General features: G+C 64.0%; 22 protein-coding genes. 12 read left to right on the top strand and 10 right to left on the bottom strand.

The window, feature by feature from the left end:
• Window positions 1-12 precede the first annotated feature (12 nt).
• The 7 genes from Q0Q36_RS17175 to Q0Q36_RS17145 form a co-directional block, all read right to left on the bottom strand.
• The gene (locus Q0Q36_RS17175) at window positions 13-939 is read right to left on the bottom strand and encodes a DMT family transporter (RefSeq protein ID WP_293799634.1); all 927 of its coding nucleotides are present in this window, start codon (window positions 937-939) and stop codon (window positions 13-15) included.
• Between the two features lie 101 nt (window positions 940-1,040).
• A complete protein-coding gene (locus Q0Q36_RS17170; protein ID WP_260348635.1) occupies window positions 1,041-2,237 on the bottom strand; it encodes an alpha-hydroxy acid oxidase in 1,197 nt (398 codons plus the stop codon).
• Between the two features lie 63 nt (window positions 2,238-2,300).
• Window positions 2,301-3,086 (bottom strand): ABC transporter permease, encoded by a 786-nt coding sequence (locus tag Q0Q36_RS17165; protein WP_293799629.1) that lies wholly within the window; start codon window positions 3,084-3,086, stop codon window positions 2,301-2,303.
• The gene (locus tag Q0Q36_RS17160; RefSeq protein ID WP_293799626.1) at window positions 3,068-3,811 is read right to left on the bottom strand and encodes an ABC transporter permease; all 744 of its coding nucleotides are present in this window, start codon (window positions 3,809-3,811) and stop codon (window positions 3,068-3,070) included. The genes Q0Q36_RS17165 and Q0Q36_RS17160 overlap by 19 nt, the downstream gene beginning before the upstream one ends.
• A complete protein-coding gene (locus tag Q0Q36_RS17155) occupies window positions 3,808-4,797 on the bottom strand; it encodes an ABC transporter substrate-binding protein (protein WP_293799623.1) in 990 nt (329 codons plus the stop codon). The genes Q0Q36_RS17160 and Q0Q36_RS17155 overlap by 4 nt, the downstream gene beginning before the upstream one ends.
• Window positions 4,798-4,816: 19 nt before the next feature.
• Complete coding sequence (locus tag Q0Q36_RS17150; RefSeq protein ID WP_293799620.1) at window positions 4,817-5,632, bottom strand: ABC transporter ATP-binding protein; 816 nt, start codon at window positions 5,630-5,632, stop codon at window positions 4,817-4,819.
• A 198-nt stretch (window positions 5,633-5,830) separates the two neighbouring features.
• On the bottom strand, window positions 5,831-6,781 hold the full coding sequence (locus Q0Q36_RS17145) for an ABC transporter substrate-binding protein (protein WP_293799619.1): 951 nt from the start codon (window positions 6,779-6,781) through the stop codon (window positions 5,831-5,833).
• A gap of 255 nt (window positions 6,782-7,036) precedes the next feature.
• Here Q0Q36_RS17145 and Q0Q36_RS17140 point away from each other — a divergent pair, with 255 nt between their 5' ends.
• Window positions 7,037-8,110 (top strand): hydroxyacid dehydrogenase, encoded by a 1,074-nt coding sequence (locus Q0Q36_RS17140; RefSeq protein WP_293799616.1) that lies wholly within the window; start codon window positions 7,037-7,039, stop codon window positions 8,108-8,110.
• Window positions 8,111-8,139: 29 nt separating this feature from the next.
• On the opposite strand, the gene Q0Q36_RS17135 is transcribed toward Q0Q36_RS17140, so the two are convergent.
• Together Q0Q36_RS17135 and Q0Q36_RS17130 are read right to left on the bottom strand one after the other, a co-directional pair.
• A complete protein-coding gene (locus Q0Q36_RS17135) occupies window positions 8,140-9,339 on the bottom strand; it encodes a Gfo/Idh/MocA family oxidoreductase (RefSeq protein WP_293799613.1) in 1,200 nt (399 codons plus the stop codon).
• 9 nt (window positions 9,340-9,348) lie between these two features.
• Complete coding sequence (locus Q0Q36_RS17130; RefSeq protein WP_293799610.1) at window positions 9,349-10,308, bottom strand: PDR/VanB family oxidoreductase; 960 nt, start codon at window positions 10,306-10,308, stop codon at window positions 9,349-9,351.
• 115 nt (window positions 10,309-10,423) lie between these two features.
• Here Q0Q36_RS17130 and Q0Q36_RS17125 point away from each other — a divergent pair, with 115 nt between their 5' ends.
• From Q0Q36_RS17125 to Q0Q36_RS17115, 3 genes are all read left to right on the top strand, one after another.
• Window positions 10,424-11,761, top strand: a complete 1,338-nt coding sequence (locus Q0Q36_RS17125; RefSeq protein WP_293799607.1) for a Rieske 2Fe-2S domain-containing protein — start codon at window positions 10,424-10,426, stop codon at window positions 11,759-11,761.
• A 73-nt stretch (window positions 11,762-11,834) separates the two neighbouring features.
• On the top strand, window positions 11,835-13,304 hold the full coding sequence (locus tag Q0Q36_RS17120; protein ID WP_293799605.1) for an aldehyde dehydrogenase family protein: 1,470 nt from the start codon (window positions 11,835-11,837) through the stop codon (window positions 13,302-13,304).
• A gap of 191 nt (window positions 13,305-13,495) precedes the next feature.
• Window positions 13,496-15,283: a thiamine pyrophosphate-dependent enzyme gene (locus Q0Q36_RS17115; protein WP_293799603.1), complete on the top strand. Its 1,788-nt coding sequence runs from the start codon at window positions 13,496-13,498 to the stop codon at window positions 15,281-15,283.
• Window positions 15,284-15,381: 98 nt separating this feature from the next.
• Here the strand turns inward: Q0Q36_RS17115 and Q0Q36_RS17110 are convergent, their stop codons facing one another.
• Window positions 15,382-15,885: a MarR family winged helix-turn-helix transcriptional regulator gene (locus Q0Q36_RS17110; RefSeq protein ID WP_293799601.1), complete on the bottom strand. Its 504-nt coding sequence runs from the start codon at window positions 15,883-15,885 to the stop codon at window positions 15,382-15,384.
• A gap of 120 nt (window positions 15,886-16,005) precedes the next feature.
• On the opposite strand from Q0Q36_RS17110, the gene Q0Q36_RS17105 reads away from it, so the two are divergent.
• The 8 genes from Q0Q36_RS17105 to Q0Q36_RS17070 form a co-directional block, all read left to right on the top strand.
• The gene (locus Q0Q36_RS17105) at window positions 16,006-17,061 is read left to right on the top strand and encodes an ABC transporter ATP-binding protein (RefSeq protein ID WP_260348573.1); all 1,056 of its coding nucleotides are present in this window, start codon (window positions 16,006-16,008) and stop codon (window positions 17,059-17,061) included.
• A gap of 3 nt (window positions 17,062-17,064) precedes the next feature.
• Window positions 17,065-17,820, top strand: coding sequence for an ABC transporter permease (locus Q0Q36_RS17100; RefSeq protein ID WP_293799595.1), 756 nt, complete (start codon window positions 17,065-17,067; stop codon window positions 17,818-17,820).
• 77 nt (window positions 17,821-17,897) lie between these two features.
• Entirely contained in the window at window positions 17,898-18,860 is a 963-nt protein-coding gene (locus Q0Q36_RS17095) for a LysR family transcriptional regulator (protein ID WP_293799593.1), read from the top strand.
• Between the two features lie 64 nt (window positions 18,861-18,924).
• Complete coding sequence (locus Q0Q36_RS17090) at window positions 18,925-19,953, top strand: ABC transporter substrate-binding protein (protein ID WP_293799591.1); 1,029 nt, start codon at window positions 18,925-18,927, stop codon at window positions 19,951-19,953.
• A 69-nt stretch (window positions 19,954-20,022) separates the two neighbouring features.
• Window positions 20,023-20,988 carry an ABC transporter substrate-binding protein gene (locus Q0Q36_RS17085; protein WP_293799589.1) on the top strand — a complete coding sequence of 322 codons (966 nt, stop codon included), beginning with the start codon at window positions 20,023-20,025 and terminating at the stop codon, window positions 20,986-20,988.
• Window positions 20,989-21,172: 184 nt separating this feature from the next.
• Window positions 21,173-21,832 (top strand): ABC transporter permease, encoded by a 660-nt coding sequence (locus Q0Q36_RS17080; protein ID WP_293799587.1) that lies wholly within the window; start codon window positions 21,173-21,175, stop codon window positions 21,830-21,832.
• The gene (locus Q0Q36_RS17075; RefSeq protein ID WP_293799585.1) at window positions 21,825-22,796 is read left to right on the top strand and encodes a DMT family transporter; all 972 of its coding nucleotides are present in this window, start codon (window positions 21,825-21,827) and stop codon (window positions 22,794-22,796) included. Before Q0Q36_RS17080 ends, Q0Q36_RS17075 begins: the two co-directional genes overlap by 8 nt.
• Window positions 22,793-22,949 (top strand): CoA-transferase (locus Q0Q36_RS17070; RefSeq protein ID WP_293799738.1); only part of this gene is annotated, 157 nt, incomplete at its 3' end. The genes Q0Q36_RS17075 and Q0Q36_RS17070, both read left to right, overlap by 4 nt.

The raw sequence follows: 22,949 nt of genomic DNA, 5'->3' as shown, positions 1-22,949 counted from the left end.
GTGCAGCTGGCGTCAGGCGACGACCAGCAGCACCCCTGCAGTTGCGACCAATGCTGCGGCGATGGTGATAAGATTCGGAGCGCGTTCGGTTCGTAGGAGGAACGCGGCTATCAGCATCGAAACGAAAACTTCGAGCGACTGGATCGCACCGACGGTCGAGATCGCGGTGTACTGTATCGCATAAAAGTTGGCGATCTGTCCCGCTGCGAAGCATACCGCCGCGACTAAGCCCCAGACATTGCGCGCGATCAGCGCCGTGACGATCGTCCTGCGACTATGTCGGCTGACGAGCGCCGCCAGCATATAGTAACTCATGGCTGCCATGGCTCCGACGAAGGTACCCAACGCTCCGTCCGGAATGAGGTTGAGGCCGAATTTACGCGCGACGTAGGCCGAGGCGTAACAGAGACCCGAAGCCGTTCCCCAGACATAGCCCAGCGGTTCGATCTTGTCCGTGGCCGGCGCCGCAAACTTTCCGCTGCCCGCGAGATCGACCGCCACCAGGGCGGCGACGCTGATCGCGATCAGCAGGAGGCCGCCTAGCTTGGCCGAGGTCAGGATCTCGCCGAGAAAGACGACGCCGAACAGCACGGAGAAAAAGGGAATGGCACGCTTGACCGCGGCACCGCGGATCGCGCCGAGATCCCGTACCGACAGGAAATAGAGGCTGCGGGCAAGGGCCGTCGCGAGAAGTCCCGAAAGCGCGAACCATGCGAGACCTGCGAGCGCGCCAGGTCTTCCGACCAGGTTCTCAGAACCCCGCGCCATGCTCAGCCAGAGGACTGCAGAAAGCAGCGCGGTGAAACCCACCGAGAGAGTGGCCCCTCCGTCGCCCGGCCCGCTTTTGCGTGCCTTGGCGATCGCGACCCCGCCGAAGGCGAAGGCCAGGACGGACAGAATCGAAAACAGCTCGCCGAGCCGCGCCGCCAGCAATGTCATGGGAGAGGCGACCTTTCCACGCGGTTCGCCATCAGGCGAGCGGGATGAGGAGGGAAACGGGCGGGCGTGGCAAAGAGGGGAAGAGGCATCGATCGTGGCGCTCAGCACGCCGCGAGTTCGGACCGGGCGGATATCTTCCTGGACGCCGGATGCGGGAAGAGGATGTCCCTCGCGCGAAGCTCCGCGAGGGTGCGCACGCCTGTCAACGCCATGGTCCGATCGACTTCGTCTCGCAGTATCGCCAGCGCACGCTCGACCCCGGCCCGCCCCGCTGCCGCAACGCCGTACAGAGTCGCGCGCCCAAGCAGGACGGCATCGGCGCCGAGCGCCACAGCCTTGACGATGTCGGAGCCGCGCCGGATGCCCCCGTCCATGAGCACGACCATCCGACCATCCGTCGCTTGCACCACCTCGGGCAGGGCGTCGATGGAGGCCGGTGCGCCGTCGAGCTGGCGACCGCCGTGGTTGGAGACGATGACGCCGTCGGCGCCGTGCTCGCGGGCGCGCAGGGCATCGGCGCCGGAGAGGATTCCCTTGACGAGCAGCGGCCCGTTCCAGCGCTCCTTCAGCCGTGCGATATCGTCCCAGCAGAACGCGGGATTGCGCTTCGAGCGCGTGAAGTCGGCAAGCTCGGCAGCCGTGGCGCCGGGCGTCAGGAACTCGGCGAGGTTCTCGAAGCGCGGCATCCCTTTGTTCAGCCAGACATTGGCCAGCCAGCCGGGGTGAAGGAGACCGTCGAGCACGACCCGGGGCGTCAGGCGCAACTCATGCGAGAAATTGTTGCGCAGGTCGCGCTCGCGCTTGCCGGCCGTCAGCGTATCGACGGTGACGATCACGGCCTGATACCCGGCGTTGCGCGCGCGTTCGAGCAGCCGGCTTGCGAAGCTGACGTCGCCCCAGGGGTAGAGCTGGAACCAGCGCGTGCCTGCGCCGATCGCGGCCACCTGTTCGAGCGCGTTGTTCGATGCCGTCGACAATGCGAAACCCACGCCCGCATCGGCCGCGGCTCGGGCGAGTTCGAGGTCCGCATCCGGCCAGAACAGGCCGTTGAGCCCGGTCGGCCCGATCATGAACGGCCCGAGGAACCGGCTGCCGAACAGCTCGACCGACTGATCGCGCTGCTTGTTGCCGGTCAGCACGCTTGGCGTCAGCCGCCACCGTTCGAAGGCGGCACGATTGTCGCGCAGCGTCGCTTCGTCCTCCGCTCCGCCGTCGAGATAGTCCCAGACCACACGCGGCAGGCGCCGTCGCGCGCGGGCAGCAAGGTCCGCGATATTGATCGCGTTGTCGAGAGGCATGGTCCCTTCCAATCGGATAAGGCGGAAGTCTGCGCAAGGCGGGCCGTCATGAAAAACGATCGTTCACACCGCACCGTAGCGGCGCCCGAACGTCCGCAGCGCTGCATTGACGACCAGTGCGAGGGTAAACACGGAGATGAGCAGGGCGTACATCTCCGCCGTCCGGAAAGCATTGTAGTCCTGGATGATCAGATACCCCAGGCCGCGATTGGACATCTTCACCTCGGCCAGCAGCGCCCCGATCAGAGCCACGCCGGTGGCGAGCCGCAAGCTGCCGAGCACGGGCACCACGATCGAGGGCAGATAGACCAGCCGGACAAGCTGCGGCAGAGAGGCGTCGAAGCTGCGCACGACCCGGATCAAGATCGGACTGACGCTGCGCATGCCGCCGAAGGTCGCCACGACCACCGGGAAGAAAGCCGAGATCGCCGCCATCGCGATCTTCGGGCCGGTATCGATTCCGAAGAGCACCATTAGGATGGGCAGGAAAACGATCTTGGGTGCGGGGGCGAGCGCACGCACCCACGGATCGAGCACCGCGGCCAGCAGTCGCGAGACGCCCAGGGCGATCCCGCAGAGCAGGCCGACGCTCCCGCCTATCAGGATGCCCGTGCCTGCTTCATAGGCGGTGACGCCGAGATGCGCGTAGAAGCCGGCATCCGCGAGCTGCCGCAGCAGCGCCGAGCCGATGGCCCAAAGGCTCGGCATGGCGCCGGTGAAAACGAGCCCCGATGACGAGATCGCCTGATATGCGGCCAGCAGGCCGGCGAGCGTCAGCATCCGGATCATGGTCACCGTCACGCCGCCGGATCGGGACGGGGCGAACGCAGTCAGACCGGCCGTAGCCATCGCTCCCCCCGCTCGATCAGCAAGAAAAACAGGCTGCTCAGCACAATGACGAAGACGACGGCCGAATACATCGAGGGAATATCGTAGCGGTCGTACATGTCGGCGACGACAAAGCCGAGACCGCCGATGCCGACGAGGAACTCGACCGCGACGATGTTGATCATCGCGTAGATCAATCCCAGCCGCAAACCGACGAAGATCGTCGGAAGCGCCGCCGGCAGCACGATCTTGGCGAGGCTTTGCAGCGGCGTCATGTGGAGCGACAGCGCGAGATTGTGAAGAACCGGCCTCACCGCGGTGATTCCTTCCCGCGTCTTGATGATGACCGGGATCACCGCCACGACGAACCCCATCACCGCCACGGTCACCAGGCTTCGCCCGAAGAAGATCAGGAAGAGCGGATAGAGCAGGATGATCGGGGCGGCGAAAGCCGCCTCGAGCCACGGCTCATAGGCCTGCCCCAGCAGCCGCCGGCGCGCCAGCACGGCGCCGGCGGGAACCCCGACCAGCAGCGCCGCCGCCGTGGCCGCGAAGGTGGTCTGAAAGGTCAGCCAGGTCGCGTAGCCGAGGCCCTCGTGCAGCACGAGGACGGGGATCGCGGCGAGGATGTCCGATGGCGGCGGCATCACGAACGCCGAGACCCGGCCGCTGCGCGACAGGGCCTCCAGCCCGGCGGCGACCGCGACGAGCAATCCGACGCTGCCGAGGCTGCCGCCGCGCCTCATGCCAGGAACCGGCCGACATTGGCTGTGAAGGCCCTGGTCTGCTCGGGCGTCAGCGGAGCGGACAGCCGCTTGTCCTTGACGGCTTGCGCGATGCTGAGATCGAGATTGCCGATCGGGGCCAGCGCCAGCGCCGCCTTCGGATAATTGACGTCCCGCGCCTGCCGGCCGGTGGCGAGATCGATGCGGTTGAGATCGGCATACATCTGCACCGCTTCGTCTCCGGAATAGGCCCATTCGATCGTCTGCTGGATTCCCTTGAGAAGGCGCCGGAGCGAATCCGCCCGCTCGGTCAGGAACCGGGTGTTGGTCATGCCGACGCGGACCGTCTGCGTGGCGAGGCCGGGGGCATCGTTGCCGCGGGCGATGACACGCAGTTGCCCGGCACGTTCTTCGGCCAGGCCGACCGTGGGTGCCGACCAGCCGACATCGAGCTGGCCCGACATGACCTGGGTGAGGGTGGCGCCGGGTCCGCCGGCGCCGACCAGCTTGGCCTTGACGCCGGCATGGTCGAGTAGGGTGGCGGCAATGAGCTCGCTCGAGGCGCCCGGGCGCGAGAATGCCACTGTCTTGCCGGCGCAGTCGGCGAGGCTGCGGATCGGGCTGTCCGCGCGCACATACCAGAACAGGTCGCTCGAGCCCGTCATCGCGGCGTTGGTGACGGCGACAGGGGCGCCTTTGACGAAGGCGCTGAGCGCCCCCAGGATGCCGGGCGCCACACCGAAATCGGTGGACCCGGCGATGATGGATTGCTGGATGTCGGCGCCGCCATCCGTCCAGATGATGTCGAATTCGAGCCCGTTATCGGCGAAGATGCCCTTCTGCTGGCCGAACAGGATGAGCGTCGTATCCCAGAAGCCCTTTTGGCTGCTGACGATGCGCATCCTGTCGGCTGCCCTGGCCGGCCGCGACGCGATGAGCGCGGCGCCCGCCCCCTGGAGCACGCTGCGACGCGACGGCGTGAACGATCGTATCGGCAGTCCTGACATACGTTTCTCTCCTCTCGATTCAGCCGGCTCTTCGGCCGCTTCCCCGTAACGCCTCGGCTTCCTTCATGCCGCGGCTCGCCTCCGCGCGGAGGTCGCCCCAGATCTCGGCGACGTAGCGCCCGAAACGCTCGTCGGTGACGCTGTCGGAGCTGCGCGGCCGCGGCAGGTCGATGTCGACGATCCGCAGCACACGCCCCGGCCGATAGGACATCACCACCACCCGATCGCTGAGCTGGACCGCCTCGGTGATGTTGTGGGTGATCAGCAAGGTCGTCTGTTTCAGCTCCTTGTGGATGGCGAGCACCCGGTCGCCGAGCAGCAGCCGCGTCTGCTCGTCAAGCGCGCCGAAGGGCTCGTCCATCAGCAGCACCTTTGGCTGGAAGGCCAGGGTGCGCGCGATCGCCGTCCGCTGCCGCATGCCGCCGGACAGTTCGACAGGGCGGCTGTTCTCGAAGCCGGTCAGGCCGACGAGCTCGATATAATGGCGCGCGCGCTCCTCGCGCTCCGCTCGCGGGACCCCCTGGATCTCCAAGGGCAGCGCGACATTGGCCAGCACGGTCCGCCAAGGCAGGGTGGATTCTTCCTGAAAGACGATGCCGATGTCCTTGTGCGTCCCGACATGACGCCGCCCTCCGACGCGCACCTCGCCTTCGTAGTCGGGAAGGAGCCCACCGATGATGCCGAACAGGGTCGACTTGCCGCAGCCGCTCGGCCCGATGATCGAGACGAATTCGCCCGTCCGCACATTCAGGCTGATGTCGCTGACCGCCAGCAACCCGCCGGGCGGATCGCCATAGCGCTTCGAAACGCCGCGTATCTCGAGATCATTGGCCAAACGAGTCCTCCCACCTGAAGTTGCGCAGAGCCGCCGGCACCGGCCGGCGGGGATCGGCGCAGTCTCTCTCAAGGCGGCGGCAGAACGGCTTCACGGTTGCGATCCGTCATCTGGCCAGGGCTGTGCGCGACAGCCCGCGAACCGGTGCGTGGGCAACCATCTCCCTGCCGGAGGAACTCCGGGATCGCGCCGGCTCGTTCATCGGCGGCTTTCCTGCAGAAACCGCGCATCGGAAACGCGTTCGAGGCCGAACGGCTCGTCCCGGACGAGCCCGGCCGCGATCAATGCCTGATGGACCCGCCTCGTGCCTGCGGCGGAGATCTCCATCTTCGGCGTCAATATCCCCAGCTTGGCAGTATCCCGGATGGCGCGCTCGGCGAGCTTCTCGTCGGTTTGGAGCTCGCGCGCCGCGACCTTGACCGCGGCCGCGGGATCCCCGGCGATCGCATCGAGCCCTCGCTGCAGGGCGCGCAGGGCGCCGACGAGTTCCGCCCGATGCCGCTCCGCCCAGCGCAGGTCGACATTGACGCTCGTGAACTGCCAGTCGGGCACGAAATTCGCCAAGGGGCCGAGATTGCTGAAGCCGGCAGCCTCAGCCTCGTAGCTCAGCGGGAACGGCTGAAGGCCGGCGTCGATCTCGCCCGAACGCAATAGCCGCCAGCGCGTCGGCGCGCCGCCCACAGCCTTCACCGTGTAGTCGGAGGACCGGAGGCCCGCGCTGCGTGTCACTTCAGGCACGAGATGCGTGGTGCCTTCCTCGTTCGACAGCACGCCGATCGTCTTGCCGCGCAGATCCGCGATGGAACGGATCTCCGGGCGCGCGATCACATAGTGCGGCAGCCGACCGGCGTTCCCGGCGACCATTCGCAAACTGCCGCCCTTGAGCGCGTCGACGATGATGCTCTCGGGCGTCGAGACGGCGATTTGGACGGCGTTCTCACGCAGGGCGCCGTTGATTTTCTCGGCATTGTCGAAGACGTCGATGCGAACGTCGAGCCCCTCGTCCTTGAAGTAGCCTTTCTCCACTGCCAGCCAGACAGGGAGATAAAATATCGTTCGCGAGACGATCGCGACATGAAGCTGTTTGGTTCCTTCGGCGGCCACCGATGTCGCCGCGACGATTCCCAGCCCGACGAGTAGGCTCAGCAAGATTCTCAATGCTCTCCTCCTGCTCGCCAGCGCCGTTTCCATCTTTTATTAGTTAGAAAACTAAGCGACATTCCGGAGAATGGCAATCGCCTCGCGGCCAAGCTCCCGGTCGAAGCGTCGGTGCCCCTCAGCACGGACGGGCAGGCGGGCGCCCATGCTGCGGCTTCGCGCTCAATCCCGGCTTCCTGCGGATCGAGCGGCGTATTCTTCACTGGAACCGCCGCAGATGCGGCCTAGCTCCCGGACGGACGGATCATGACAGGCATTTCGACCAACAGGCCGCGGCTCGTCTTCTTCGACAGCTGGGTCGACTCCATAGCCGAGACCATGCTGCGCGACCGCGACGACCTCGAGCTGGTCAAGCTCGACTACGCCACGCCGGAAGCCCGCAACTGGCAGATCATGGCCGGCGCCCATGGCTATCAGGTCCAGGCACGCACCGAGCTGCGCGAACCCTGGTTCGGCGATGCGGCGCTGATCGCGCGCTGTCCGAATCTGCTGGCGATGAGCTCGACCGGCGCGGGCTACGACTATATCGACGTCGATGCCTGCACGGCGGCCGGCGTTCTGGTCTGCAACCAGGGCGGAACCAATACCGAGGCGGTGGCCGAGCACGCGCTGGGGCTGATGCTCGCCCTGTCCAAGCGCATCGGGCTCGCCGACAAGCTGCTGCGCCGGCCGGGCGCTGCAATCGACCGCTATGCCCTGCAAGGCAACGACATCCACGGCAAGACGGTCGGCATCATCGGCATCGGCACGATCGGCCGCCGCTTCGCCGAACTCTGCCACGGGCTGTTCGGCATGACGGTGCTGGCCTGCGATCCCCATCTCGATGCCGATGAGATCGCGCGCCGCCATGGACGCAAGGTCGATCTCGGCGAGCTCCTGCGCAGCAGCGACTACGTCTCCGTTCACTGCCCGCGCTCGAAGCAAACGCTCAACATGCTGGGCGCGTCGGAGTTCGCGCTCATGAAGCAGACCGCCTATTTCATCAACACCGCTCGCGGCGGAATCCATGACGAAGAGGCGCTCGCCGCGGCCTTGCGCGAGCGGCGCATCGCGGGAGCCGGCATCGACGTGTTCCAGAAGGAGCCGCCGCCGCTGGACCACCCGCTGCTGGCTTTCGACAATGTCCTCGCGACGCCGCATACGGCCGGCATCACCGAGGAGGCACTGCGCCAGATGGCGGTTTCGGCGGCACAGCAGTGGATCGAACTGTTGAACGGCCGGGCGCCGCCGCGCATCGTCAATCCGGCAGCCTGGCCGGATTTCAGCCGGCGCTTCACCGCCATCATGGGCTTCGCGCCGGAGCGGCCCGCCTGCGCCTGAGCCGGCGTCTGCGCCGTCGGGAGAACGGCTCAGACGCCCGCAGGTGAGCCGCCGAGGTCGATCTCCCGGCCGGAGGCCGCCGAATCGAGGATGGCGAGGCAGGCTTCCAGCGTCGCCATGCCCCACTCGCCGGAGTGGAGCGGCGGCACCCCATTGCGCACGGCCGCGTAGAGCTCGTCCACGACCTCCGATCGCGGCACCACCGGGACCGGCAACCGGTCGAGCCAGTTGCGTTCGTCGGCGTAGATGTGGACCCCTTCGGCCGTCGGCCGCAGATCGGCCTTGTCGCACGAGACCACGACGTGTCCGAAATGGTTGTGACCTGCCGGGACGGGAAAGGGACCGGCTTCGCCTGTCGAGATGCCGTAGGCGCGCTTGTTCTTGAGCGCGGCTTCTTCCTCCGGCGTCGCGATCTTGGCGAGCGCTCGGCGCGCCGAGCCATATTGCGACGGGTCCCTCTTCTGGCCGATCTCGCCGAGCCAGCCCAGCTGCTCGTCGGTGTCGTAGCGGCCGTAGCCGCTGTAGGTCAGCATGGCGCTCGCGCCATCGGAGAAAGTCAGGAACGCCTGGTAGGCGCCCTCGGTCGGGCGCGCCGGATCGAGCCGTGCCGTCACGGCGCGGACGGTGCTGATCCTGCTTCCCGCCAGCAGCCTGACGACGTCCACCTGGTGCGCGGCCTGGCTGAACACCACGCCGCCGCCCTGGCTGGTGTCGAGCTCCTCCGGCCTTCGGGGCCTGTAGAGGAAATCCGTGAAATTCGCGGCCAGGATCATGCGCGGCCGGCCGTATTCACCGGAGCGGATCAGCTCGGCGGCGCGAAGATAGGGAGCGTCGAAGGAGTGGCTGTGACCCACCAGGAGATGGACGCCGTTTTCGCGGGCGGCCAGGATCATGGCCCGGCAATCGGCCAGGGCAAGGGCCATCGGCTTCTCGACGAGAATATGCTTCCCGGCGCGCGCGGCCAGCCGCACATGCTCGACATGGAACTGGTGGGGCGAGGCGATATAGACCACTTCCACGCCGGGATCGGCGCACAGCGCTTCGGGCGTCTCGTAGGAGCGCGCGGCCGAGGCGGGCGTTGAAAAATCGGCTTCGAACTGCCGCCTCGCTTCCTCGCGCGGATCGCTCGCCGCGGTCAGGCGCACCAGCGGATGCTGGGCGAAGGTGGGCAGCATCAGCATGAAAGCGCGGCCGAGACCGACCACGCCAAGGCGCAACGGATCGCTCATCGCCGTTCCTCAGAGATCGAGCACAAGTTCGTCGGATTTCGCGCGCGAGACGCAGATCATGATGTTGCGCGCGCGTTCCTGCTCGGAAAGGGCCAGATCACGGTGATCGGGTTCGCCGCCGACGAGCCGCGTCTTGCAGGTGCCGCAGGTGCCGCTCTCGCAGGAGCTCGGCAATGTCTTGCCCGCGGCGCGGAGCACCTCGAGGATCGTCTTGTCGACCGGGATCTCGTAGCGCTCGCCGCTCTTGGCCAGAACGACGGTAAAGGGCGTGTTGTCCTCCGGGCGAGCCCTGGCGGCGCCGAAATCCTCGAAATGCACCGCAGCCGACGACCAGTGGCCGGTCATGTCGCGCACGGCCTCCATCAGGCCGCGCGGGCCACAGCAGTAGAGATGGGCGCCCTTCGGCTCCTCCAACACGGGCCAGAGGTCATAGGCCTGTTCCGGGTCGCCGTTGTCGTGGTGGATGACGACCTTGCCGCGGAATTCCGGGCCGGCAAATTCCTCGCGAAACGCCATCATCGCCGGCGTCCGTGTGAAGTAATAGAGCTTGAACGGCCTGCCCCGCGTCGCCATCAGATGGCGGATCATCGACCGGATCGGCGTGATCCCGATGCCCCCGGCGATGAAGATGTAGCTCGACGGACCCTCCTTCAGGGAGAAGTCGTTGCGCGGGGGCGTGATCGGAAGTTCGTCGCCGATCTCGGTGCCCTCGATCAAGCTGATCGACCCGCCGCGCCCGCCATGCTCCTTCTTCACCGCGATGACGTAGCGGTCGAGTTCGTCAGGCCCGTTGCAGAGCGAATATTTGCGGAGCTCGCCATTGGGCACCTGCACGCCCAAATGCGCGCCCGGCGTGAAAGGCGGCAGCGGGCTGCCGTCGACGGTCTGCAGTTCGAACATCACAATGTCGTCCGCGATCGCCCGCTTCTCGACGATTTTGACATTAAAGGTCTGATTTTCCTCGGCCATTTTCACCCTCAGCCTGCCCCCGCTCGACAGGAGCTTGCATCCAGACTAATGTGAGGATTAGATATCTAAGTATTATCCGGCTGGCTAGCCCCGGCCGATGGATGGAGGGAAGCCAATGCTGACGCACGAAGAAAACCAATTGCTATGCCGTGTCGAGGGCGATGCGCCCATGGGCCAGTTGATGCGGCGCCACTGGGTGCCGGCCCTGCTCTCGGAACAACTCGTCGAGAGCGACGGTGCCCCGGTTCGCGTCCGGCTCTTCGGCGAGGATCTCGTCGCCTTCCGCGACACGGACGGGCGCATCGGCGTGCTCGGCGAATACTGCCCGCACCGCAAGGCCTCGCTCTTCTTCGGGCGCAACGAGGAATGCGGCCTGCGCTGCCTCTACCACGGCTGGAAGTTCGACGTGGACGGCAAGGTGCTGGAGATGGTCTCCGAGCCGGCCGAGAGCGGTTTCGCCGAAAAGGTGCAGCACAAGGCGTATCCGACCCATGAGGCCGGCGGCTTCATCTGGGTCTATATGGGGCCGAAGGACGAGATGCCGGAGTTCGAGCCGCCGCCCTGGGCGCCGACGCCCGAGGCCAAGGTCTCGATCGTGAAGATCGACCTGCCTTGCAACTGGGCCCAGATCATGGAGGGGCAGATCGACTCCGCTCACTCCTCGAGCCTCCACTCCTCCGACATGAAGCCGGCGCGCGTGACCACGGCCGGGGCGACCGACACGCACTGGACGCGGCCTTCCACCGACAAGAACCCGCGAATCCAGGTCCAGCTCACCAATTACGGCTTCCGCTACGCCGCCCTGCGCCGGCCGATCACGAATGCCCAGACGCATGACTACGTCCGTCTGACCGTCTATGTGGCGCCGTTCACCGCGCTGATTCCACCGAACTCGTCCTACAACGTCGCGAGCGTGATCGTGCCCAAGGATGACGTCTCGAGTTATTTCCACTTCATCGCCTGGGGCAATGACGACTGCATCGACCAGGAGAGCTGGCGCAAGTTCTGCGTGGCTCAGGTGGGGATCGATCTCGACAAGAACTACAAGCCGGTCCTGCGCACCCGCGCCAATAACTACATGCAGGATCGTCAGTGGATGAAGCTCGGCAATTTCACGGGCGTCCCGGGCATCCCCAACCAGGACATCATGATGTGGGAGTCCATGGGGCCGATTGCCGACCGCACGAGCGAACGTCTCGGCGCCAGCGACATCGCCATCGTGCAGTTCCGCCGCGTCATGATCGATGCCGCCCGCAAATATGCCGCGGGCGGTCCGCCCATCGGCCTGATCGAACCGCATATCCCGCAGGCCAAGCTGCGCTCCTATCAGGGGATCGTCCCCAAGGGCGAGGATTGGCGCCGGCTCGGCGCGTCGAACGAGGAGATCGCGCTGATCGAGGGAATGGAGCAGGATGAGACGGAAGCCGAGATGGCGGCTGCGGCGCACTCCTGATCCTGAAGCAGTTTGGGAAGGGCGGCCCTCGTGGCCGCCCTTCGACGTGGCGGTGGCTTGTGAGGACTGAAGGATGTTGAAATCTCAACCGGCACCGAGCGGCCGTAGTCTCTATTTCGACGGAGAGTGGCGCCATCCCAGCTCGGGACGCTACAATCCGACCTTCAATCCCGGGCTCGATGAAGCGATCGGCGCTGTTGCGGAGGCGAACGGCGCCGATGTCGACGCAGCGGTCGCCGCCGCCCGCGAGGCTTTCCGTGTCTGGCGCGATGTCGCGCCGCTGGAGCGCGGGCGCCTTCTCAAGGAGGTCGCGGCCGTGGTGCGCGCCAATGCGCGCGAACTCGCCGCCCTCGATGCGGCGAACTGCGGCAATCCCGTGCGCGAGATGATCGGCGACGCCGCGATCGCCGCGGCCCAGCTCGATTTCTTCGCAGGTCTCGTCACCGAGATGAAGGGCGACACCATTCCGATGGGGCCGGATGTGCTGAACCTCACGGTTCGGCAGCCGCTCGGCGTGGTGGCGCGGATCCTCGCCTTCAATCATCCGTTCATGTTCTGTGCCGGCAAGATCGCAGCCCCGCTCGCGGCCGGCAACGCCGTCATCGTGAAGCCGCCGGAACAGGCGCCGCTGTCATCGCTGCGGCTGGCGGAGCTCGTCCACGGCATCCTGCCGAAGGGCGTGTTCAGCGTCCTGCCGGGCGGACGCGAGGCGGGTGCCGCACTTGCCGGTCATCCCGGCATCGACAAGGTCGCGATCATCGGCAGCGTGGGGGCGGGGCGCGCGGTGATGCGCGCCGCGAGCGACACGATCAAGCCGGTTCTGCTCGAGCTCGGCGGCAAGAACGCGCTGATCGCCTTTCCGGACGCCGATCCGGAGCGGGTCGCGCAGGCCATCGTCGCAGGCATGAACTTCACCTGGTGCGGGCAGTCCTGCGGCTCGACCAGCCGTGCTTTCGTGCACCGCGCCATCTACGAAGATGTGCTGGCCCGCCTTCCGGCCAAGGCGAGCCACTATGTGCCGGGCCTGCCGACGGACGAAGCGACGACGATGGGCGCCATCATCAGCCGCACGCAGTACGAGCGCGTGCTCGGCTACATCGCATCGGCCAGGGAGGAGGGCGCGCGCCTGGTGACCGGCGGCGGCACGCCGGACGGCCCGGCCCTGAAGAAGGGCTTCTACATCGAACCGACCATCTTCGCCGATGTCGAGCCAGGGATGCGTATCGCCCGCGAGGAGATCTTCGGTCCCGTCCTGGCGATCGCGCCCTGGGACGACGAAGCTGCGATGGTGTCGCAGGTCAACGGCGTCGAATACGGGCTGACCTGCTCGATCTGGACCAACGACCTGCTCAAGGCGCACCGCACCGCGATGGCGGTCGAGGCCGGCTTCGTCTGGATCAACGAGGTCTCGAAGCATTTCCTCGGCGCGCCCTTCGGCGGCTGGAAGCAATCGGGGCTGGGGCGCGAGGAGTGCCTGGGCGAGCTCCTGGCGTTCACGCAGGAGAAGAATGTTCACGTCAGCCTGAAACAGGGCCGCGCCTGAACGGCCCGCGGGATCCCGCCTTTGTGACGACGAGCCGCCGGTCGAGCGTCATGCGCTCGATCGGCTCCTGCCCAAAGCACCGGAGCTTGCTGCCAGACAATCATCAACCGTTCTGGCCGCCGACATCCTGTGCGAGAAGTGCGGATGGCGGCGGCGCCTGAGCAATGAGAAGAACAACCGAGGAAAACCTGATGAGCATTCCGTTGGACGGCATCGACGTGCCGGTGGCATCCCATGATAACGGGATCTGGGGCAGTGACGCCGTCGCCGCCATGCTTCGCAAGCTCGACATACCGTATCTCGCCCTGAATCCGGGTTCGAGCTTCCGCGGGTTGCATGACAGCCTCGTCAACCATCTCGGCAACGAGCAGCCGCAGATGCTGCTGTGCCTGCACGAGGAGCATGCCGTCGCCGTAGCCCATGGCTATGCGAAAGTGGCCGGCCATCCGATGGGCGTGATCCTTCACAGCAATGTCGGGCTCATGCATGGAGCGATGGCGATCTACAATGCGTGGTGCGATCGCGTTCCCATGCTCATCCTCGGCGCGACGGGGCCTTTCGACGCCGCCGAGCGGCGCCCCTGGATCGACTGGCTGCACACCGCCAAGGACCAGGCGGCGCTGATCAGGCCTTACATCAAATGGGACGACCAGCCCGTTTCGGTGCCGGCGACGCTCGAATCGCTGCTGCGCGCCGTCAACCTGACGCGCGCGACCCCCATGGCGCCGACCTATGTCTGCCTCGACGTCTCCATGCAGGAGCGACGCCTGGAGGCCATGCCCGAATTTCCCGATCCGGCGCGCTACAGGGCGCCGTCTACGAGCGTTCCGGCGAGCGATGACATCGCCGCCGCCGCCGCGCTGCTTGCCGGCGCCCGAAACCCGCTCATCCTGCTCGGCCGGCTGTCGCGCGACCCGCGCGACTGGGCGCGCCGTGTCGCGCTCGCGGAGCGGCTCAAGGCGCGGGTGCTCACCGATATCAAGGTGGGCGCGGTCTTCCCGACCGACCATGAGCTCCACGCCGCCAAGCCCGGCCATTTCCTCGACGAGACGGGAGCCCGGCATATTCGCGAGGCGGACGTGATCGCAGCCTTCGACTGGGTCGATCTCGCCGGAACGCTGAAGCAGGGCGGCGGCGCGGCCGGTGCGAAGGTGATCAACGTTGCGCTCGATCACCATCTCCACAATGGCTGGAGCATGGATCATCAGGCGCTGCCGCCCGCCGACCTGTATTTGAGCGGCGACCCGGACCTCACCCTGCATCTCATCGCGGACGAGCTCGGCGTGGGCGCAGGCCCGGAGCCGGACACGCTTCCGGCCCTGCCTGCGCTGAGGCTCGGGAGCGAGGCCGGCGAACTCGACGTGGTCTCGCTTGCCGCGGCGATCGGTGAGGTCCTGCGCGACGAGATCGTCTCCCTGGTGCGGCTGCCGCTGGGCTGGGCCGGCGATTCCTGGCATTTTCGCCACCCGCTCGATTATCTCGGTTCCGACGGCGGCGCCGGTATCGGTTCCGGCCCCGGCATGCTCATTGGCGCAGCGCTTGCGCTCAGGGGCTCCGGGCGGCTTCCGGTCGCCGTCCTCGGCGACGGGGACACGATGATGGGGGTCTCGGCGCTGTGGACCGCCGCTCGCTACAAGCTGCCCTTCCTAGCGATCGTTTCGAACAACCGGTCGTTCTACAATGACGAAATCCATCAGGAGCGTGTCGCGCGCACGCGCGACCGGCCTGTCGAAAACAAGTGGATCGGGCAGCGGATCGGAGACCCCGATATCGACATCGCGGCCATTGCTCGGGCGCAAGGGCTGGTCGGAATCGGTCCGGTATCGAGTACGGACGAACTCGTGACAGCCGTCCGTGAGGGGGCCGCAGCCGCAAAGGCAGGCGCATCGGTTTTGATAGATGCGCGGGTGAAGCCAGGCTATAATCCGACCATGGCGGCGGGAATGACCCGCGAAGCCTCTAAAGCGACTGGAGACTAGAGCAATTCCGCAATTCTCCGAATCACGGGATTGCTCCAGATCTTTGTTTTATCGCATTTTCTTCACGCGAACCGGTGTCCACTTCGCTCGAAAATGCTCTAGTCGACCTCTTCAGCCGTTGCGCAGTTGCCCCCAAAATTGCGCTGAACCGCGGCGAGATAGCCCAGGAATCTCGCCTTGTCCTTTGGAGCGAAGCCGATCGTCGCGCGATCGATAACGTGTTCCGCGCAGGGGATCAGATTTTTCTTCAACGCATGTCCCTTCGGCGTGAGCCTCACGTTCAGCTTGCGCCTATCCGTACCGTCACGCTCACGGGTCACCAGCCCGGAGCGCTCCATCGCCGCCAAGGCAGAGAGCGTTGTCGGCTCCATCGTGCCGATTCGTTGGGACAGCTCGCGCTGTGTGAGGCCGTCTTCTTGCCAAAGAGCGCGCAAGAAGTACCACATGCCGAGTGTCACGCCGTGCGGTTCGATCTGCGACTGAAGATAACGCTGCATCGCGCGATTAGCCATGCGCAACTGATAGCCGACGCTCGATTGCAAGGGTAGATCGTTAAACTCGACCGCCGGCTCATCGACCCGCGCGTGCTTTCTGCTTGCCATGATTTCCGGATCTCGACTCCGACCTGATCCTCTACTCATGTGTGCGACACCGACTTTCGCGCACCCACGCGGAGCGTCGAGGGTACCGCACAAATGTTTGAGAGGCCAAGCGAGATAATCTTGGACCTGGCTGCCCGACGCTCATACCGTCGATTGCAAGCGGAGCATCTCCATAACGACGACCGCGATAAAGGGAAGGGCCGGCATGCTCGGATTTATCGCAACAGAAAGCAATGCCTCCGTTCCGCGCGCCGCACCATTGTGCGTTTCGAAGCGCGGATCGGGTTTATGAGCGGCAGCCATTCAGAGGACGAAACGGATATGCGGGCATCCGGTGCGAAGCTGCGTCTGGCGGCCGACACGACCGATGAAATCGATTTGGTCATCCAGGACGTCTCCATGCGTTTCAATACGCGTGAAGGCACGGTGACCGCCGTTGACGGAGTGTCCTTCGAGATCAAGCGAGGAGAGTTCGTATCCATCATCGGCCCGTCGGGTTGCGGCAAGTCGACCGTGTTCAACATCCTCGGCGGGCTCGTGCGCGGTTACGACGGCTCTGTCGTTGTCGGAGGCGAACGGATCTCGGGGCCTCATGCGTCGATTGGCATGGTTTTCCAGGAGGAATCGACGTTCCCCTGGCGCACCGTGATCGATAACGTCGCCTTTCCGCTGGAAGTCAAAGGCGTTCCCAAAGCGGAGCGTTATGTGATTGCACGCAAGTTCATCGACATGGTTGGCTTGACCGGGTTCGAACAGCGCTATCCGTCCGAGCTCTCCGGCGGCATGCGGCAGCGCGTGGCCATTGCCCGCACGCTGGTATTCGAGCCCAAGATCCTGCTGATGGACGAGCCTTTCGCGGCCCTGGACGAGCAGACCCGCGTGCTGCTCGGAGACAAGGTTCTCAAGATCCAGCAGGATTTGCGCCAGACGACGCTGCTGATAACTCATAACATCACGGAAGCCGTGCAGCTTTCCGACCGGGTCCTCATCATGACGTTCCGGCCCGGCAAGGTGAAAAGGATCGTAGATATTAATCTGCCGCGCCCGCGCCAGGGTGATGTGGTCGGCAGTGACGCTTTCGGCCGCTATGTGGCGGAGATCTGGAACGATCTGCGTGAGGAGGCATCGCGTGGTATGGCGGAAGCCGAGGATAGTGCGCGGCTGAGGGGAGCCTAAACCGTGCAAATTGTCAGGATACCGCCCATTGCATTCGGGCTGGGCTGCGTCGCGCTCTCCTTCTGCGCCGTCGAGGTCATGCTCGCTGTCGGGGTGCTGAACCAGTTCGTCATCCCCTTCCCCTCTGCCGTTATCAGCTCCTTCGGTCGACTGTTCGCCGAGGAGCAGCTTCTGCACAGGCTGCTGGTTACCGGTGCGGAGGCACTTGCCGCGAGCCTGCTTGTCATCGGCTTCGGCATCGGTGGCGGCATATTGCTTCACAGGCACCGCATCCTGAGGCTGGCCACAGAATCATGGATCGCAGCCGCCGCTGCTGCACCGATCGTACTCGCTTATCCGCTCTTTCTCGTCATATTTGGTCGCAGCTCGGCAACGATTGTCGCGATGGGATTCGTTGCTGGGCTCGCTCCGGCCTTGTTGAAGACGCTTGAAGGGTTCCAGGGTGTCAGGAAAACGCTGCTGAATGTGGGCCACAGCTACAATCTGAGCCCGACGCAGATGTTTTGGAAAATTCAGTTTCCTGCGGCGATTCCTACGATCTTTACCGGTATTCGCCTCGGCTTGATTTTCACACTGATAAACCTCATTGGCGTTGAATTCCTGATCAACTTTGGCGGCCTCGGTCAGCTCATCAATGATCTTGCTGAACGGTATGATCTTCCTGGCGTTTTTGCCACTATCATCTTTGTGATCCTGGTGAGCGTCGTCCTTTTCTCGGCGTTGGAGCGGATCGAACGCTGGCTTCGTCCTGCACGGTAACGTGCCTCGTGATCATGGACATGATGTATTAGCTTCTTCTCGACAAGGCTCGCCAGCGACATAATTGGCGTCTTGCATTGCCAGAGGAGGCGAAGATCAATCTCCGACAGCTTCAATATTTCGTGCGGATCGCAGAGGTCGGAAACATCACGCGCGCTGCCGAGCAACTCAATGTCGCCCAGCCTGCCCTTGGCCTGCAAATTCGACAGCTGGAGCAAGAACTTCACGCCGATTTGCTGCTGCGCCATTCTCGTGGCGTGGAACTCACCGAGGCCGGCAAGCTCCTGTTGGAGCGCGCTCGCCGACTGCTTCAGGACGTAGAAGAGATCAAGCGAGAGTTTCGCGGCCTGTCGGGTCATGAGCAGGAGATGCTCATATTGGGGCTGACCCCCAGCATCATGCTACAGATCGGCCCGGACATGTTGCTCGATGCCAAGCAGACCATGCCGAACGTGTCGCTCAGCCTCGTGGAAGAGCTCAGCTACGGCCTTGCGATGTCCCTCGAACGCGGCGAGCTCAATTATGCATTCGCCTATGGAACTGACGAGCCGCGTCCAGGCGTTGAGCGCAAGGCCATTCTGATTGAGGAATTGCTTTTCGTACGTCCGGCAGTTGACACGCCTCTACCGGAGTCGCTGACGCTGGCCGAAGCGCTGACGCATGATCTGGTCCAAGCTGGTGAACGTGACATGGTCCAGCGCCTTTTGAAAAGTGCCGCCGAGAAATATACGCTAAATCTGCGGATCGTCTATGAGGCGCAGTCCATTCCTGCGATGCGCACCTTGGTGGTACGGGGAGCTGCTTCGAGCTTCATGCCCTACGGAACTGCGGTGGAGGAAATTCGCGCCGGTAAAATTGCGGTTCAACGCATTTCAGATACCCCTTTGACCCGTACCCTTTATCTGCTGAAACCGTCCCACGCGCCGGTGTCCCGCCACCAGGATGCGATCGACAGCTTTCTCGACACGATCGTCAAACGTCTGCTCGAGTCGCTCGGTCCGCTCGCGCAGCGTGTCGGGGCCTCAGCGCCAAACAGGTAATATCTCACTGGCATCTCGGATAAGTCTTTGTCGTGGGCGTCCGCAGGCAGCATGATCCTTCAAAATGAGCGCGACCGGTCGTGTCGCTCGGGAGGCATCATTGTCGAAACTTCGTCTTTCAATCGCTGTTGGTGACTACGACCGCAACAGGCCGTTGCTAGACGGCGAGGTCCAAATCGATGGTGTCGATCCGGTCTTCATGAAGCTCGTGCCGGAGGAGATATTTTTTCGGGCTTTCAGGCATGCTGAATTCGATGTGTGCGAAGCGTCGCTCTCAAGTTTCACAATCAAAACAGCGCAAGGCACGAACCCCTATATCGGCGTACCGGCCTTTGTGTCGCGAGCCTTTCGGCATACCGGCATCTTCATCCGGAACGACCGCGGCATCGAGCGCCCGGAGGATCTCAAGGGCAAGCGCATCGGCTGCGGAGAGTATCAGCTTACCGCAAATGTCTGGATCCGCTCGCTGCTGGAGGACGATTACGGTATCGGATTGTCCGACATCACCTGGGTCCGTGGGGGCGTGGAGCAGACCGGACGAACAGAGAAGATCAGTCTCGACCTGCCTTCCGAGATCAAGGTAGTGCCGGCACCACCGGACAAGACCGTCAATCAGATGCTCGTCGATGGTGATATCGATGGCTTCATCGGTCCTCGCTCTCCTTCTTCCTTCGACGCAAGGCATCCGAACGTCGTGCGGCTCTTCTCGGATCCCACCTCAGCGGCGGCGGACTATTACCGGCGCACGAAGGTGTTTCCGATCATGCACATGATCGGTGCGCGTCGCACGATCGTGGACCAGCATCCGTGGCTGCCGGCCGCGCTGCTCAAAGCGTTCGAGCAATCAAAGCGGGTGGCGCTTGGCCGGCTGAACGACACGTCAGCGACCAAGATCACGCTACCCTTCGTGGAGGAACAGCTCCAGGCGGCCAGAAGCCTGATGGGCGAGGACTTCTGGTCCTACGGCGTGGGCCCTAACCGGCATGTGCTCGATATGTTTCTGAAGACGCATCATTCCCAAGGCCTGTCGTCCCATCGGCTATCGGTCGATGACCTGTTTCATTCTACGACGCTGGAGGCCTTCAAGATCTGACGTCTGTCCGAACTGGCGCTCTTCAACCGCTAGCAGCGGAAAATCCAAAAACAGAGGAGGGAGGAACAAATGACTCTATTGCAGCGAATTTTGATGGCTGCCGGCTTGGTCGCGCTGGCGGCTTCGAACGCGGGCTCGGCCCAAGCACAGGAACAGCTGAAGCTGGCCGTCGGCCAACGCGGCAACTGGGACACGTCGGTATCGGAGATCGGCAGCCGGCTCGGCATCTTCAAGAAGCACAATCTGGAGCTGCAGCTTCTCTATACGCAGGGCGGCGGCGAAACGCAGCAGGCGGTCCTTTCGAACAGCGTCGACATCGGGATTGCAGGCGGCATCATGGGTGCGCTGTCGGCCTTCTCAAAGGGAGCTCCGGTCCGCATCATCGGCGCCGAAACCACTGGCGGCCAGGATCTGTACTGGTATGTGAAGGCGGATTCGCCGATCAAGACCCTCAAGGATTTCGACGGTAAGACCGTGGCTTATTCGACCAACGGCTCGTCGACCCACGGCGTCGTCAACGCATTCGTTCAGGAAAACGGCCTCAAGCCTCGGTTGACGGCAACGGGAGGTCCCGCCCCGACACTCACGCAGGTGATGTCGGGTCAGATCGATGTGGGCTGGTCGGCTCCCCCCTTTGGTCTCGAACAACTCAACAAGGGTGAGATTCGTGTCATTGCTACAGGCAACGATACCAAAGCGTTCAAGAGCCAGACGGTTCGTCTCCTGATTACGAACACCGCGGTTCTACAGAACAAGAAAGATCAGATTGACCGCTTCATGAAAGCCTACCGCGAGACAGTCGAGGCGATGTATTCCGGCGATGAGGCGCTCAAAGTTTATGCTGAATTCGTCGGCGTGCCACTGGAAATCGCAAAACGCACGCGCGACGAATTCTTCCCGAAGGAAGCGCTGAATCCTGACCGCATCGTTGGATTGGAAACCATTGTAAACGATGCGGTCACCCTGAAGTATACTGCGCAGCCTTTGACTCAGGCTCAGCTCGACACGCTCATTCAGATTCCGCCGCGTCGGTGATCCCGACGCCAGCCCGGAGAGTTAAATCATGCAGCGGCTCGCAGCACTGGGAGCGACACAGCTGACTCGGGTCGGCGGATCGGACGAGGCCCGGTCCGTTCTCCTGACACGCCTGACGATCCTGACGGCGGTCCTGGTCGCCTGGGAGCTTCTCGCCCGCTCAGGGCTGCTCTATCGGGACGTCGTGCCGCCCTTGCCATTGATCGTGAGGGAATTCGTCCTGCTTTTCGTCGACCCCTCCTTTTACTGGAATCTTGGCGTCACCGTTGGCGAGGTTCTGCTGGCGGTGGCGGTGGGCGGGGGAGCCGGCATTGCTGTGGGCGTCGTGCTCGGGCGCAACCGCTATCTCGGCAGCGCCTTCGAGCCGCTGCTCCATTATCTCGGTCCGACGCCGAAGATCATCTTCTTTCCGATCATGATCATGTGGTTCGGCGTCGGTCCTGGCTCCAAGATCGCGATGGGCGCGCTTTCCTGCTTTTTCCCCGTCTCGGTTAGCGTCGCGAGTTCCATGCGCGAAGTTGATCAGGTGCTGATCCGGGTCGGGCTCAGCTTCCGGCTGAGCGCGTCCCAGATGTTCACCAAGATCTATCTTCCTGCGATGCGGATTCCGGTCATCAACGGCATCCGCATCGGCCTAGGCGTCGCGGTTGTCGGCACTTTGCTGGCAGAGACCAAGCTCGCCAACCAAGGCCTGGGCTATGCCGTCATCCAAACCTACGCGACCTTCAACATGCCGCGCATGTACGCACTGCTGCTGATCGTTTTTCTTCTGGCCATTGCGGTGAACACCGCCCTTGGACGCTACACGGAGGTCCGGATGGCAAAGAAGGCATCCGATGGCTGAGACTGTTCGGGCCGAGCGGACGCGCCAAGCGTCCGTCCCCGCCTTGGCGGCCTATTTGGTCGCGGTGCTTCCACCCCTGTTCTGGTCGGGAAATTTTCTGGTCGCGCGGCTGATGCGCGGCGAGATCCCGCCAATCCAGATGTCGTTCTGGCGCTGGCTGCTGGCGCTTGCAATCCTGCTGCCGTTCATCGTGGCGCCGGTGCGGCGGGACTGGTCGCGCATCCGTTCCCAGCTCGCCTTCTTGGCGTTGCTGGGAGCGATCGGTGTGACGGCCTTCAATTGTTTCGTCTATGTTGCGCTCCATTACACCACGGTGGTCAATGCTGCGCTCGTCAATTCGTTGCTGCCGGTCGTAACCATTGCAATCGCGCGAGTACTGCTCGGCCAGCTCGTCACCTCTCGGCGCGCGCTCGGCATCCTGATGTCGCTGGCAGGTGCCGCCCTGGTGATCGCCAGGGGCGACCCATCTGCGCTCGCTCGGCTGACGATCGGTCGCGGCGAAGTCCTGGTCTTCGCCGGCATGAGCTTCTGGGCGCTGTATACCGTGCTCATCAGGTGGCGGCCGCCCGGCCTCAAACCGTTGTCTCTTCTAGGAAGCACGACGGCCTTCGGAGTCCTTTTCCATCTTCCTTTCATGCTCTTCGAGGTAAACACGGTCGGCGCGTTCGTGCCGACATCGAGCACCCTGCCCGCTCTAATCTACTTCGCCATTTTCCCCTCTATCTTGGCCTATATTTTCTGGAACCGCTCGGTGGCCGTGCTCGGCCCAGCAACGACGGGAATGTTCATGCATTTCCTTCCGCTCTTCAGCGCAGGGCTCGCGTCGGTTTTCCTTGGGGAAACGTTGGCTTGGTATCATCCGTTGGCTTTCGTTGTCATCGTCGCGGGTGTCACCCTGGTCACGACGCAGGCATCCCCCAGGTCGGGGGAACGGCAACGAGCGGAGATCGGAAGTAGGTCATGAGCACGAAGATTTATAGCAGCCCTTCGGCGGCGCTGGAGGGTTTGCTGTTCGACGGGATGACGATCATGTCGGGCGGCTTCGGCCTGTCGGGCAATCCGGAGAGCCTGATCCCGCAGATCCGCGATTCCGGCGTGAAGAACATCACCGTGATCT

Origin of the sequence: uncultured Allobosea sp. (genome assembly GCF_945957345.1) — a bacterium.
GTDB lineage: Bacteria > Pseudomonadota > Alphaproteobacteria > Rhizobiales > Beijerinckiaceae > Allobosea.
The sequence above is the reverse complement of the archived record's forward strand: the minus strand, read 5'-3'. Positions and strand labels throughout refer to the sequence as shown.